The organism is Cupriavidus sp. 8B, from assembly GCF_054589115.1.
Map to the genome: position 1 here is coordinate 69,571 of NZ_BAAILO010000181.1, position 14,400 is coordinate 83,970.

The following is a 14,400-nucleotide window of genomic DNA, read 5'->3' on the forward strand; positions in this document are numbered from 1 at the left end:
GCAAAGGCTGGCCCGCCGTGAGGAATCAAACGCGGGTTAGCATGACTGCCAGAGCCGCCTGGGGGCGGAAATCACGGCTACACCGAATTCAAATTTGATCCCACTGGGTCGGCCGTGTTTCCCGCCCGAGGGGCGGGAAACACCCACGCGCGATGCGAAGCGAACCGTCAAGGTTTACCTAGGCCGTATAGGGGCGCCTTTTTTGCCTACTTTTTTGGCAAGCCGCAAAGACAAAAAAGTAGGTCGCCTCCCCGAAGGGGAGGTGAAACTGCAGTTGCCCTTGACGTTAAGCCATTGAATTTGAATCTGATTTTGCAGTTGCAGTTGCGAGGACCAAACGCCACATCCAACGCCCGCCCTCTCCCCCGCCCCCACTTGACACGATTGCTCTCCCACAAGTGGGGAGAGGGGAACAAACCAAGGGACAAGAGATCAACGTGCCAGCACGCCCCGGATCGTATCCGCCAGGTCCTTCGCCAGGAACTTCGACACGTAAGCATCTGCCCCTACCTTGCGCACGTGGTCTTCGCTGGCCGTCCCGGACAGCGACGAGTGAATCACCACCGGGATCGACTTGAAGCGCGCGTCCGCTTTGATCTTGCGGGTGAGCGTGAAGCCGTCCATCTCGGGCATTTCCAGGTCGGTCAGCACCAGCGCGATCTCGTCCTGCACGGTGCGGCCGTTGGCAGCGGCGTGATCGGCGATCTCGCCCAGCTGCTGCCAGGCTTCCTGGCCGGTCTTGGTCATCAGCACCGGCACGCCCATGGCCTTGAGGCCTTGCTCGATCAGGCTGCGGGCAAAAGCGGAGTCGTCGGCGGCCAGGATCTTGGTGCCGGGGCGCAGCTTCACTTGCGGCCCCACGGTCTTGGGATCGACTTCCGGCTGGCGCGTCGGCAGCACGTCGCGCAGGATCTGCTCCACGTCCAGCACCTGCACCAGGCGCGGGTTCGCGGGATCGGCCTCGTTATGGAGCTTGGCGATGCTGGTCACCATATCGCCCCGGACGCTGGTCTCGGCCGAGACCACCTGGTTCCACTCCAGGCGCACGATCTCTTCCACGGCTTCCACGGCAAAGCCCTGCGTGGAGCGCGCGTATTCGGTCACCAGCAGGATATTGAGGCCGGTGCGCGGCGTGCATCCCACCATCTTGGGCAGGTCGATCACCGGAATCACCTGGCCGCGGATATCGGCCATGCCGAGCATGGCCGGGCCGCCGCCGACCACGGTGGTGACCTGGGGCATTACCAGGATTTCGCGGACCTTGAAGACGTTGATGCCGAACAGTTCGCTCTGCGCGGACTGGTCCGACTCGCCCAGGCGGAACAACAGCAACTCGAACTGGTTGTTGTTGGTCAGGTTGGTCCGTTCGTCGATGTCTCTCATCGAGCTGCTCATACGCTTCCTTTGTCCCCGCAATGCGCGGGCTCGCTGCGCGGTGTTGATCGTTTCCCCGGGCCCGGCGGCGCTGCGTGGCTCCAGCGGCGCTTGCCCTGGAGCGGCGCGCTGCAATGACGGGCCACTGCTCCGGCTAACGGCCAATCCCCGGGGAAATTTAGCGGCAAAGCGGCAATGGACAGACGATTTAACGCCTCACCCCACTAAAGTGCGGGATGAGACAGTCCCGCCGGTGCGGCGGGCTTGGGAATCAGGCCAGCTCAGGCCAGCTTGTGCCAGCTGCGGCCGTCGCGCGCCAGTAGCGCTTCGGCGCCCCGGGGCCCGTCGCTGCCCGCCTTGTAGCCTTCCACCTCCGTGCCCTCCTCGCTTTCGCGCCAGGCATCCAGGAAGGGTTGCACCGCGCGCCAGCCGTTCTCGATATTGTCGGCGCGCTGGAACAGCGTCTGGTCGCCCATCAGGCAGTCGTAGAGGAGGGTCTCGTAGCCGGTGGAAGGCCGCATCTGGAAGAAGCTGGCATAGGCAAAGCCCATCTGCACGTTGTCGATCTCCACCGCCGGGCCGGGGCGCTTGGCCTGGAAATCGAACCACATGCCCTCGTCCGGCTGGATCTGGATGATCAGGTAGTTGGGCTTGAGCCGGTCCACCTGGGTATCGCGGAACAGCGACGAGGGCGCCGGCTTGAAGCAGATCGCGATCTCGGTGTCGCGCACGCCCATGCGCTTGCCGGTGCGCAGGTAGAACGGCACGCCGTCCCAGCGCCAGTTGTCCACCATGACCTTGATGGCCACATAGGTCTCGGTGCGGCTGGCGCGCGCCACATTGGGCTCGCTGCGATAGCCCGGCACGCTCTCTCCGGTCAGCGTGCCGGCGCGGTACTGACCACGCACGGAATTGGCCAGCGCTTCCTTGCGCGACTGCGGGCGAATGGCACCGACCACCTTGGCCTTCTCTGCGCGCACGGCGTCGGCGCCGAACGCGGCCGGCGGCTCCATGGCCACCAGCGCCAGCAGCTGGAACAGGTGGTTGGGCACCATGTCGCGCAGCGCCCCGGTGTGCTCGTAGAAATCGCCGCGCTGCTCCACGCCCACCGTCTCCGCCGCCGTGATCTGCACGTGGTCCACATAGTGGTTGTTCCAGAACGCCTCGAACAGCCCATTGGCGAAGCGGCTCACCAGGATGTTCTGCACGGTCTCCTTGCCGAGGAAGTGGTCGATGCGGTAGACCTGCTCCTCGCGCATGGCGCGCAGCACGCGCGCGTTGAGCGCCTGCGCCGACTTGAGATCGGTGCCGAAGGGCTTCTCGATCACCACGCGGCGGAACGCACCTGGCGCCTCATGCAGCAGGCCGGCCGCGGCAAGGCGGTCGACCACCTCGCCGAAGAAGCGCGGCGAGGTGGCGAGGTAGAACACCGCGTTGCCGGTGCCGGCGGCCTTGATGCGCGCCTCGATAGCGGCGTAGGTCTGGTCGTCGAGAAAGTCGCCCTGCAGATAGCCGACGCGCCGAGCCAGGGGATTCCATAGCTTCGGGTCGAACGTCTTGACCTTGGGCTTGCCTTTGCCGCCTTGCACCCCGCCCTCGCTGCCCGGGCGGGCCCGGGCGCGGATGCCCTGCGCGAGCCGCTCGCGAAACGCGGCGTCGGTCATCGCGTTGTGGTCCACGCCGACGAGAGCAAGGTCATCGCCCAGCAGGCCGTCGCGCCGCAGGTTGTAAAGCGCGGGCACCAGCAGGCGCTGCACCAGGTCGCCATGCGCACCGAACAGGAACAGCGTGGCGGGCGGCGGCTTGGGAATGGCGGCCTGGCTCTGGCGCTTGCGGGCCGCCATTACCTGGGCTCCCCGCTGGCGTTGCCGCCACCATGCCCTTCCACATGCCCGCCAAAGCCAAAGCGCATGGCCGAGAGCAACCGCTCGCCATACGTATGATCCTGCCGCGAGCGGAACCGCGCGAACAGCGCGCTGGCCAGCACCGGCACCGGCACCGCCTGTTCGACAGCCGCGTCGATCGTCCAGCGCCCCTCTCCGCTATCAGCGACTTCCCCGGAGAAACGCGACAGCTTGACGTCGCTGGCAAGCGCCTGCGAGGTGAGATCGAGCAGCCACGAGGACACCACGCTGCCACGCCGCCACACCTCGGCGACATCGGCCAGGTCGAGCTGGAAGCGCTCGGCTTCGGGCAGGCTCTCCGAGGCCTTGGTCTTGAGGATGTCGAAGCCCTCGGCATAGGCCTGCATCAGGCCGTACTCGATGCCGTTGTGGACCATCTTCACAAAGTGGCCCGCGCCCGCCGGCCCCGCGTGGATATAGCCGCGCTCGGCGCGGTCGTTGGCCGGGTTGCGCCCGGGCGTGCGCGGGATGTCGCCATAGCCCGGCGCCAGCGTATTGAACAGCGGGTCAAGCCGGCTCACGACCTCTTGCTTGCCGCCGATCATCAGGCAATAGCCGCGCTCCAGCCCCCAGACGCCGCCCGAGGTGCCCACGTCCACATAGTGCAACTGCCGCGCGGCCAGTTCGTCCGCGCGCCGGATATCGTCCTTGTAGAAGGTGTTGCCGCCGTCGATGATGACGTCGCCGGGCTCGAGCAGGCCCGCCAGCGCGGCGATCATCTGCTCGGTAGTGTCGCCTGCCGGCAACATGACCCAGATCGCGCGCGGGGCGGCCAGCTTGCCGACCAGCGCCTCGATGCTGGTGACGCCGACGGCACCGTCCGCCTCCAGCGCCTGCACCTTGTCGGCGCTACGGTTGTACACCACCACCTCGTGCTGCGCGCGCAGCAGCCGCCTTGCGATGTTCGCGCCCATGCGCCCGAGCCCTATGATTCCGAGTTGCATATCCGGTCCTCTCACTGAGTCAATGGTGATGAAACTGGTGACGAAACTGGTGACGAAACCCTCCCCCGCCACGGGGCATTGTCCACTTCTCCGAGCGCACTTGCACAGGCAGCAGCCGGGCCGCAGCCGAGCCGCATACGTGCTATTTAGCGCACTTCGTGGCCTGCCCCGGCTCACGCCCGAGCACACATATAGCGCTAAATTCCGCAACCCCGATTTACACCAACTAAACAGGCGCTTAAAATTGCCCAGCCAGCATCGGCGGACTTGCATACGACCGGGCGGCTCCGATTTCACCGGCCAGCTACTGGGGACAAAGGCCGGCTAACCGCCCCTTAGCCATGTCCCTGCTCATGCTGCCAGTCCACCACCCACGCCCCGCCATGCCGATCCGCCGTCTCGAGTAGCGCCAGCATCACACCCTCGCTACCCGCTTCGCAATCGCCCCAAGACCGCACTATCCCGCGCGCCCTGATCCTGGCGCGCCCCGGTTCGTTGTCCGGGCCCTGCGCTTTTACCGCCAAGACACTCGCCTTCGCATCGCCATGTCCGCAAACAGCACGACCCTCGCCGCCCCCGAATCCGGGGAACACCAGCAAGGCAGCATCAACCGGCGCATCGTCGCCATCGTCTTCTTCAATTTCATTGCCTACCTGACGGTCGGCCTGCCGCTGGCGGTGGTGCCTGGCTTCGTCCATGGCGATCTCGGCTATGGCACGGTCGTGGCCGGGCTGGCGGTCAGCATCCAGTACCTGGCCACGCTGCTGAGCCGGGCTTACGCCGGCAACCTGTGCGACCTGCAGGGCCCCAAGAAATCGGTCACGCTCGGGCTCACGCTGGTTGCCGCCAGCGGGCTGCTGGCGGTGTTGTCCAGCCTGTTCGTGTCGATCGGCTGGCTCAGCCTGGCGTGGCTGTTCGCCGGCCGGCTGGTGCTGGGTGCGGGCGAGAGCCTGGTGACCACCGGCACCATTGCCTGGGGCATCGGCGACGTGGGCGCGCGCCATACCGGCAAGGTGATCTCGTGGAATGGCATGACCACCTACGGTGCGCTGGCGCTGGGCGCGCCGGTTGGCGTGCTGCTGGATGCGCGCTGGGGCTTTGCCTCGCTAGGCATCGTCGCCACCGTCATGGCCCTGGCCGCGTTCGCGCTGGCCCGGCGCAAGGCTGCGGTGCCCACGGTAAAGGGCGCGCGCATGCCGTTTCGCACCGTGTTCCGCCACATGACGCCGTTTGGCCTGTGCCTGGCGCTGGGCTCGGTGGGCTTTGGCGCCATCACGGCCTTTGTCACGCTGTACTACGCCAGCCACGGCTGGGGCCACGCCGCGCTGGCGCTGACCAGCCTGGGCGTGAGCTTTGTGGTGGCGCGCATGCTGCTGGCCGATAGCATCGGCCGCTTTGGCGGCTATCGGGTCGCGCTGTGCTCGTTTGCCGTGGAAGCCGCCGGCCTGGCCCTGATCTGGCTTGCGCCGACGCCCACGCAGGCGCTGATCGGCGCCGCCGTCACCGGCTTTGGCTTTGCCTTGGTGTTCCCCTCGCTGGGCATGGAGGCGGTCAAGCTGGTGCCCCAGAGCAACCGCGGCTCGGCGCTTGGCGCCTATGCGCTGTTCCTGGACCTGGCGCTGGGGCTGACCGGCCCGGTGGCCGGCGTGATCGCCAGCCATGCGGGCTATGGCTCGGTGTTCCTGTTCTCCGCCGTGGCGGCGCTGAGCGGGCTGGGCCTGAGCCAGGTGCTGGCGGCGCGGTCGCGCCGCGCTGCCGTGCCGGCGCTGACACACTGACCCACTGAAGCACGGACTACCGCAGCGCCGCAGCCTGGCCCTGCAGGTAGCCAGCGATCATGGCGCACGCCATGTCGTGGTGCTGGCGCTGCCAGTCCGCCTCCAGCATGTCGCGGTCGAACATGGGCGACATCGTGTACGCATTCGACTTGTGATAGATGGGGCAGGAATCGGGCAACGGCTGATATCGGGTACGGCGGTGCACGTCACCGCCGTAGCGCTGAATAAATTCAGAAAATTCCCAATGTAATTTAAGACAATTCCGCTTGATCTTCAGGCTCTTTGCATTAAAGCCCGCTTAAACGACGGCAAAGGCCGTTTTCCGCTTGACCCATTCCACTTGCGCCGCTACAGTACGCGGGTTCTTAATTCCAGGGCTACCCAGTGAGCACTTGTTCCGACGACAGTAGTCGATCCAGGATCGGCACCTCCGCCTGACGGGCCACGGTATCCCTAGCGACCGTGCCCCGCTTGCGGCACGGTGCTTTCGAGGCCAGACGTCCTGTCCCGCCTCTCTTCTTGAATACGGCTTCATTCTTCCGATCGCGCCTGCGTTGCAGCACGTTGCTGCCTGCGCTTGCCCGCGATTTGCACAAGACTCACCGGTGCTTCCTGCTCAATACGGGAGTTCTCATGGTGTGGCACGAATTCGCCCTGCGCTTGCTCGAAGCGCTAGCGCTGGGCGCTTGCATCGGTACCGAACGGCAGTTGCGCCAGCGCATGGCGGGGCTGCGCACCAACGCGCTGGTCGCCGCCGGCGCGGCCTTGTTTGTTTCGGTTTCCGCCTTTACGTTTGATCCGCAGGGGCATGCGCGCATTGCCGCGCAGGTCGTCTCGGGCATCGGCTTTCTCGGCGCTGGCGTGATCATGCGCGACGGCCTGAACGTGCGCGGCCTGAATACCGCCGCCACGCTGTGGTGCTCCGCCGCCGTCGGCGTGCTCGCCGGCCTTGGCCATGCGCTGGAAGCCGCGATCGGCACCGCCTGCATCCTGTGCGCCAACTTTGGCCTGCGCATGCTGGGCCAGCGCATCAACCGCAACGGCACGGCCATTGCGCCGGAAGTGGAGATGGTCTATCGCATCACCACGGTATGCACGGCCCAGGAAGAAATCCGTGTGCGCGGCTTGCTGTTGCATGCGCTGACCGAAATGCCCGCCCTGCTGCTGCAGTCGCTGCACAGCGAGGACACCGCCGCCGGCGGGCACATAGAAGTCCGCGCCGATGTGCTGGCCGCGCCCGGCAATGAAAGCAAGCTGGAGCAGATCGTCAGCCGCATCAGCATGGAGAAAAGCGTTTCCCTCGTGCGCTGGGCCATTCCGGCCGGCGCGCTCGAATAACCCCAAGGAGAAAGAAAGGAGCTGGATATGCGTTTGTTCGACTGGATGCTCCCCCAGGCCCCCAACCGCCGCGCCGCCCAGGCGAGCCGCGGCACAGCCGCCCAGTTGTTCCAGGTGGTGCTGCTCTGCAAGGACGACCATGGCGCCCGGCTGGAGCAGCAGATTCGCCATGAGCTGGCCGCGCGCGATCTCTCGCTGCAGCGCTTGCACACCCGGCAGTGCGAGCGCCGCGCGCTGGTCGAGATGCGCGTGCTGGTGCATTGCCAGCCGGGCGGCAGGCCCGGCATGGTCAGGCTGGTGCAGCGCCTTGGCCTGGAGCCGCTGGTTCGCGCCGTGCGCTGGGAAAGCGTGCCGCAGCCCGTGCGCGCGTTAGCCGCGGCCTGAGAGCAAGACCGACCCACCAGGATCCACCAGGATCCACCCTGATTGCCTGAGGAAAGACATGGACCCCGACCCTTCTAGTAGGCAGCGCCGAAGGCACGGCGTGTACCGGTTGGCCTGATTCCGCTTCCAGCATCCTGCCGGAGCCGCGGCACCAGCCACCTGGACCCGCCAGGCTCCCATTGCGTTTCGCGGCATCCCGGCCGCGTACGCGCCGGCCCCGCCCCGGCTTCCGCGCCGCCTCCTTCCCGTTAGCAACGCGGGCGATTTCGCCCATCACCGGTTACCTGCGTGGATTTGCCACCCTGCAGCGCCGGGGATGCGTCACGCCTGTCGATTCCTGTCGTCCCTGGATCCTGGATGCGATTCCGCTTTTCAATTCCATCGACGACGCACCGACAACAAGCGGTGCCCCTGCCCTGGCTGCCGCCATGGCAAGCGCACCAATCGAGGAGAAGAACCAATGCAAACGCCCACCATGCGCCAACGCTTTGCGCTGCGCCGCCCGCCTGGCCTTGCGCTCGCCGCCATCTGCGCGGCATGTCTCGTGCTGGCCGGCTGCGATGGCGCCAGCCTGTTTGGCGCCCACGCCAACACGCCCGAGCACAGCACCGAACCGGTCCGCGAGGGCAACTTCATCACGGTGCCCGAGGCATCGCCATTGCGCGCCCAGTTGCAGGTGCAGACCATCGTCGAACAGGCGCTGGAGCGCCCCATCGAGGTGCCGGGCTCGATCGAGCCCGATGCCGCCAAGCTGGTCAAGATCGTGCCGCCGATGCCCGGGCGGATCGTCCGCCTGCACGCTGCCCTGGGCGACGTCGTGCGCAAGGGCGACCCGCTGTTCACGCTGGATTCCGCCGAGCTGAGCGCGGCCCAGGGCGAGGCCAGCAAGGCGCGCGCGGCGCTGCTTGAAGCCAGGCTGAACCTGGACCGCCAACGCGCCCTGTTCGAAGCGGAGATCGCGCCCCGCAAGGATTATGAACAAGCCCAGCTGGCCTACGCGCAAGCCAACAGCGACGCCGAGACCACGGCTGCCCAACTCGCGCAGCTTGGCGCCGGCAGCGCCCCGCGCTCGCACCGCCAGTACACCATGCATGCGCCGCTGGCCGGCCGGGTGATCGAGCTCGAAGGCGCGCAGGGCGGCTTCTGGAACGACAACGGCGCGCCGGTCATGACGGTGGCCGACCTGTCCACGGTCTACCTCGCGGCCAGCGTGTCGGAGAAGGACATCGCCTCGATCTTCGTCGGCCAGCCCGCCGAGATCCTGCTCAACGCCTACCCCGGCAAGCCCGTGACCGGCAAGGTCCGCTACATCCGCGAGATCCTCGACCCCGACACCCGCACCGTCAAGGTCCGCGTGGCCATCGACAACCAGGACGGCCGCTATCGCCCCGGCCTCTTTGCCAAGGTGATCTTCGCGGGAGAAAAGCACGCGGCGCTGCTGGTGCCGCCCACCGCGCTGCTGCAAAGCGGGCTCTACACGCGCGTGCTGGTGGAGAAGGCGCCGTTGCGCTTCGAGCCGCGCGTGGTCACCATCGGCGCGCATGCCGACGGACAAGTCGAGATCCTCGCCGGGCTCAAGGCCGGCGAGCGCATTGTCGTGAAAAACGGAGTGCTGCTACATGATTGACCGCCTCGTCACCCTATGCTTTAAGCGGCGCGCCATCATCTGGCTGGTCTTTGCGCTGGTGGCGCTGTACGGCGCTTACAGCTGGAAGCAACTGCCCATCGAGGCCTATCCGGATATTGCCGACGTCACGTCGCAGATCGTTACCCAGGTGCCGGGCCTCGGCGCGGAGGAAATCGAGCAGCAGATCACCATCCCGCTGGAGCGTGCGCTGCTGGCCACGCCCGGCATGCATGTGCTGCGCACCCGCAGCCTGTTTGCGCTGTCGCTGATCACCGTGGTGTTCGAGGATGGCACCGACGGCTACTGGGCGCGCCAGCGGCTGCAGGAGCGGCTGAACGAGGTCGAGCTACCCTACGACGCCAAGCCAGGCCTGGACCCGTACACCTCGCCCACTGGCGAGTTCTACCGCTACACGCTCGAGTCCGGGACGCGCGACCTGCGCGAGCTATCCGAGTTGCAGACCTGGACCGTGATCCCGCGCCTGAAGAAGGTGCGCGGCGTGGTCGACGTGACCAATTTCGGCGGGCTCACCACGCAGTTCATGCTGGAACTCGACCCGGTGCGGCTGACCCAGTACAACCTGACGCTGACACAGGTCACCGAGGCGCTCAACGCCAACAACGTCAATGCCGGCGGCAGCGTCATCGACCGCGGCGAACAATCGTACGTGGTGCGCGGCGTAGGCCTGCTGCGCTCGCTCGACGACATGGGCAACGTGGTGGTCACGAGCAAGGACGGCACGCCCGTACTGGTCAAGGACCTCGGCACGCTGCGCTACGGCAACGTGGAGCGGCGCGGCATCCTGGGCAAGGACGACAACCCCGACACGATCTCCGGCATCACCCTGCTGCTCAAGGATTTCAACGCATCGCAAGCGCTGGAAGGCGTGCACGAAGCGGTGCGCGACCTCAACGACAACCTGCTGCCCAAGGACGTGAAGGTGGTCGCCTACCTCGACCGCACCTCGCTGATCGACGCCACCATGCGCACGGTTGGCTTCACGCTGACCGAAGGCATGCTGCTGGTCGGCATCGTGCTGTTGCTGTTCCTCGGCAGCCCGCGCGCGGCGCTGATCGTGGCGCTGACGATTCCGCTCTCGCTGCTGATTGCCTTCGTCTTCATGTATCACCTGCGCATCCCGGCCAACCTGCTGAGCCTGGGCGCGATCGACTTCGGCATCCTGGTGGATGGCGCGGTGGTGCTGGTGGAGAACATCCTGCGCCGGCGCGAGCAGGACAAGGACCGCACGCTCACCCCGCGCGACGCCATCGACGCCACCTTGCAGGTGGCGCGGCCGATGTTCTTCGGCATGCTGGTGATCGTGGCGGCCTACCTGCCCTTGTTCTCCTTCGAGCGCATCGAGTACAAGCTGTTCTCGCCGATGGCGTTCGCCGTTGGCGCGGCGCTGATCGGCGCCTTGATCGTTGCGCTGGCACTGGTGCCCGGGCTGGCCTGGATTGCCATGCGCAAGCCGCGCCGCGTGTTCCACAATCCCGTGCTGGAATGGCTGGGCGTGCGCTATCGCGCTGCGCTGGAGCGCGGCATTGGCCGGGTCCGCTGGGTGGCCGCAAGCTGCGCGCTGGCCCTGGCCTGCGTGCTGGCGCTTGGCGCCACCATCGGCCGCGACTTCCTGCCCTACCTGGATGAAGGCTCGCTGTGGCTGCAGGTGCAGATGCCGCCCGGCATCACCCTGGAGCGCGCCTCCGACATGGCCAGCGAGCTGCGCCGGGTGACGCGCGAGTTCCCGGAGGTCTCCTACGTGGTGACGCAGACCGGGCGCAACGACGACGGCACCGACTACTGGACGCCCTCCCATATCGAGGCCAGCGTCGGCCTGCATCCGTACAAGACGTGGGCCTCGGGCATGACCAAGCAGCAGCTGATCGACAAGCTGGCGGCGCGCTACGCGCAGATGCCGGGCTACTCGGTGGGCTTCATGCAGCCGATGATCGACGGGGTGCAGGACAAGCTCTCCGGCGCCCATAGCGACCTGGTGGTCAAGGTGTTCGGCGACGACCTGGGCGAGGTGCGCCGCATTGCCGGCGAAGTGGCCACCGCGCTGCGCGGCGTGCCCGGCGCGGCCGACGTGGCGATCGACGTGGAACCGCCGCTGCCGAACCTGAAGATCGACCTGGACCGCGCCGCCGCCGCGCGCTACGGCATCAACGCGGCCGACGTGGCCGAGCTGATCTCCACCGGCATCGGCGGCTCGCCGATCGGCCAGCTCTATGTGGGTGAAAAGAGCTACGACATGACGGTACGTTTCCCGCCGGCCATGCGCGCAAGCGCATCTGGCGTAGGCGACCTGATGCTGACCGCCGCCAACGGCGCCAAGGTGCCGCTGGCGCAAGTCGCGCGCATCACCACCGTGTCCGGCGAAAGCGTGATCGTGCGCGAGATGGCGCGCCGCCACATCATCGTGCGCCTGAACGTGCGCGACCGCGACCTGTCCGGCTTCCTCAAGGCGGCCCAGCCCGCCATCGAGCGCGCCGTCTCCTATGACCACAAGCGCAACCAGATCGAATGGGGCGGCCAGTTCGAGAACCTGGAACGTGCACAGGCGCGCCTCGCCATCATCCTGCCGATGACGCTGGCGCTGATGTTCGTGCTGCTGTTTGCCGAGTTCCGCAACCTGCGCCAGCCGGCGCTGGTGCTGCTGGCGGTGCCTCTGGCCACCATCGGCGGCCTGGCGGCGCTGCATCTGCGCGGCATGACGCTCAACGTATCCAGCGCGGTGGGCTTTATCGCCCTGTTCGGCGTAGCCGTGCTCAACGGCGTGCTGATGATCGCGCAGATCAACCGGATGCGCGCGCAAGACGGTTTGAGCCTGCGCGAAGCGGTGATCTCAGGCGCAGCAAGCCGCATGCGGCCGGTGCTGATGACCGCCACCGTGGCCGCCATCGGGCTCACGCCCGCGATGCTGGCGCGAGGTCTCGGCAGCGATGTGCAGCGTCCGCTGGCCACCGTGGTGGTGGGCGGCCTCTTTACCGCCACCTTGCTGACCCTGCTGCTGCTGCCCGCCCTTTACTACCTGGTCGAAGCCCGCGCCGAGCGCGCGGCGCAACGCGCCAGGGAACTGGAAATCGATGCCGACGGCAACGCACCGGCGACCCGCGCCGCAGGCCAGGCCTGAGGAGAATCCCATGCAACGCAACAAGACCAGCAGCAAGACCAGCAACAAGATCCGGCAGGCAACGCCCGCCCTGCGCCACAGCCTCCTGGCAACGCTGATGCTGGCGGCATCCGCTTGCTGGGCGCAGGAGGCACCGGCAGCCGTGCCTGCCACCGCCACGGCCACCACCACGGCCATCGCCCCGGTCCGCTTCTCCACCTATCTCGACACGGTGGAGCGGCAGAACATCGGCCTGTCCGCGCAGCAGGAGACCATCCGCGGCGCCGAAGCCGAGATCTCGATCGCCGGCGTGCGCCCGGACCCGGTGCTCAAGTACGGCCGTGGCGACATCGAGACCAGCCGCGCGGTGTCGCCCAAGCCGCCGCGCACCCATGAGTTCGAAGTCGAAATCCCGATCGAGCTGGGCGGCAAGCGCGGCGCGCGCATCCGCGCCGCCGAGAGCAACCTGCGCCTGACAGAGGCCAACCTGCAGGGCTTCAGGCACACGCTGTACGCGGAATCCGCCGCAGCCTTCGTCGAGGCCTGCCGCAGCCGCGAGGCGCTGGTCCGGCAGGAATCGACGCTGACCGCCCTCTCCAACGTGGTGCGCGCCAACGAGATCCGCCGCAAGGCAGGCGACATCGGCGGCCTGGAGTTGTCGCAATCGCGGGTCGAGCGCGACCGCTTCACCACCGAGGTGAAATCGGCGCGCGCCGCCGCGCAGGCCGCCATGCAAAAGCTGTCCATCCAGCTTGGCGTGCGCGTGGCCGAGGCCTTCGGCAACACGCCGCTGGCCTGCGAGTTCCAGCCCTTTGACCCCGGCACCGACAGCGGCGCGCTGATCGCCCGGGCCATGGAAGCGCGCGACGAGGTACGGATTGCCCGCGCCACGCTGGAGAATGCCCACGACAAGTCCGGACTGGCGCGCGCCAACCGCTGGGTGGATCCCAGCGTGAGCTTCACCATGACCATGACCCCCGGTGTGCGCGGCACCATGGACGACGAGGGCCAGCCCAACGGCGACGGCACGCCGCGCTCGCGCATGCTGGGCGTGTCGGTGTCGATTCCCCTGCCCTTGTCGCGGCTGCAGCGCGGCGAGCTGATCCAGGCGGAGTCGGAGGTCACGCAAGCCATGCTGGCCCTGCGCGAGGCGGAGCTGAAAGCCGAAATCGACGTGCGCAACGCGCTCACCGCGTTCCTGGCCGCGCAGGACAACCTGCAACGCTACCGCGACTCGGTGATCGCCGATGCCGACCGGGTGCTGGACGGTATGCGCCAGTCGTATCGCCAGGGCGCGGCATCGCTGCTGGAACTGCTCGATGCGCAACGCACCGCGGACGAGACCTACCTCGACTACCTCCAGGCCCAGGCGGACCTGGCGGGCGCCACCGTGGAACTGCAACTTTCCACCGGCTTGCGGCCCGCGCTTTGATGGCGCGGTGCGCCCGGCTACGGCCGGGTGCACCAAACGCTTCGATTGCCACGAGTCAAAGGACAAAGGAGACCTGCCATGAAAGCCGTCAACCTTGCGCCGCCGGTCCAGCGGTGGCGCGTGTATCGCCTGAGCGTGATCGCGCGGCTGGACGATGTGCCCGACGTGCGCCTGGCCCTGCGCTGCGCCACCAGCGACTGCGGCCAGTATCCGGTCAACGAGCGGCAGTTGCCGCTCGGCCTGCCGCCAGTCAAGTGCATGCTGAGCTTCGAGATCCGGATGCCGCAGATGCGGGCCGGGCAGCTGCTGGTCGCGCTGGAACGTGCCTTGCTGTCCGTGCCCATTGTCCTGCTGCGCCTGGAGGTCATGGGCAACCATGCCGAGGCGGCGCACGCCGCACGCCCGGAACTGGTGTCTTCGCTGCCTGGCGGCACCAGAACCGGGGCTGACGCGACCGCGCCAGCCCCGCTGGGATGAAGCCTGGCCCATCCCGCGTGAAGGCGCGGG

At 67.3% G+C, this 14,400-nt stretch carries 11 protein-coding genes; 7 read left to right on the forward strand and 4 right to left on the reverse strand.

All coding sequences use genetic code 11. The features are described 5' to 3' along the window. Positions 1 to 432: 432 nt before the first annotated feature. The 3 genes from ACYP5B_RS18260 to gnd all read right to left on the reverse strand — a co-directional run bounded on the left by ACYP5B_RS18260 (position 433) and on the right by gnd (position 4,222). The gene (locus ACYP5B_RS18260; RefSeq protein ID WP_318234152.1) at positions 433 to 1,395 is read right to left on the reverse strand and encodes a chemotaxis protein; all 963 of its coding nucleotides are present in this window, start codon (positions 1,393 to 1,395) and stop codon (positions 433 to 435) included. A gap of 260 nt (positions 1,396 to 1,655) precedes the next feature. Next, positions 1,656 to 3,218, reverse strand: a complete 1,563-nt coding sequence (gene zwf / locus ACYP5B_RS18265) for a glucose-6-phosphate dehydrogenase (protein WP_459570626.1) — start codon at positions 3,216 to 3,218, stop codon at positions 1,656 to 1,658. Beyond that, on the reverse strand, positions 3,218 to 4,222 hold the full coding sequence (gnd, locus tag ACYP5B_RS18270) for a phosphogluconate dehydrogenase (NAD(+)-dependent, decarboxylating) (protein ID WP_459570627.1): 1,005 nt from the start codon (positions 4,220 to 4,222) through the stop codon (positions 3,218 to 3,220). The genes zwf and gnd overlap by 1 nt, the downstream gene beginning before the upstream one ends. Before the next feature lie 545 nt (positions 4,223 to 4,767). Between gnd and ACYP5B_RS18275 the strand changes: the two genes are divergently transcribed. After that, positions 4,768 to 6,000, forward strand: coding sequence for an MFS transporter (locus ACYP5B_RS18275; protein WP_459570629.1), 1,233 nt, complete (start codon positions 4,768 to 4,770; stop codon positions 5,998 to 6,000). A gap of 16 nt (positions 6,001 to 6,016) precedes the next feature. Here ACYP5B_RS18275 and ACYP5B_RS18280 read toward each other — a convergent pair whose 3' ends face one another. Further along, on the reverse strand, positions 6,017 to 6,178 hold the full coding sequence (locus ACYP5B_RS18280) for a hypothetical protein (protein WP_459570630.1): 162 nt from the start codon (positions 6,176 to 6,178) through the stop codon (positions 6,017 to 6,019). A gap of 458 nt (positions 6,179 to 6,636) precedes the next feature. Between ACYP5B_RS18280 and ACYP5B_RS18285 the strand changes: the two genes are divergently transcribed. The 6 genes from ACYP5B_RS18285 (at position 6,637) to ACYP5B_RS18310 (ending at position 14,370) form a co-directional block, all read left to right on the forward strand. Next, positions 6,637 to 7,338 carry an MgtC/SapB family protein gene (locus ACYP5B_RS18285; protein WP_318234154.1) on the forward strand — a complete coding sequence of 234 codons (702 nt, stop codon included), beginning with the start codon at positions 6,637 to 6,639 and terminating at the stop codon, positions 7,336 to 7,338. 27 nt (positions 7,339 to 7,365) lie between these two features. Then, entirely contained in the window at positions 7,366 to 7,722 is a 357-nt protein-coding gene (locus ACYP5B_RS18290) for a hypothetical protein (protein WP_400096044.1), read from the forward strand. Between the two features lie 460 nt (positions 7,723 to 8,182). Further along, positions 8,183 to 9,349: an efflux RND transporter periplasmic adaptor subunit gene (locus ACYP5B_RS18295; RefSeq protein WP_459570631.1), complete on the forward strand. Its 1,167-nt coding sequence runs from the start codon at positions 8,183 to 8,185 to the stop codon at positions 9,347 to 9,349. Beyond that, entirely contained in the window at positions 9,342 to 12,482 is a 3,141-nt protein-coding gene (locus ACYP5B_RS18300) for an efflux RND transporter permease subunit (RefSeq protein WP_459570632.1), read from the forward strand. The genes ACYP5B_RS18295 and ACYP5B_RS18300 overlap by 8 nt, the downstream gene beginning before the upstream one ends. A 10-nt stretch (positions 12,483 to 12,492) precedes the next feature. Next, a complete protein-coding gene (locus ACYP5B_RS18305) occupies positions 12,493 to 13,893 on the forward strand; it encodes a TolC family protein (protein WP_459570633.1) in 1,401 nt (466 codons plus the stop codon). 78 nt (positions 13,894 to 13,971) lie between these two features. Then, on the forward strand, positions 13,972 to 14,370 hold the full coding sequence (locus ACYP5B_RS18310) for a hypothetical protein (RefSeq protein ID WP_459570634.1): 399 nt from the start codon (positions 13,972 to 13,974) through the stop codon (positions 14,368 to 14,370). Positions 14,371 to 14,400: the final 30 nt, after the last annotated feature.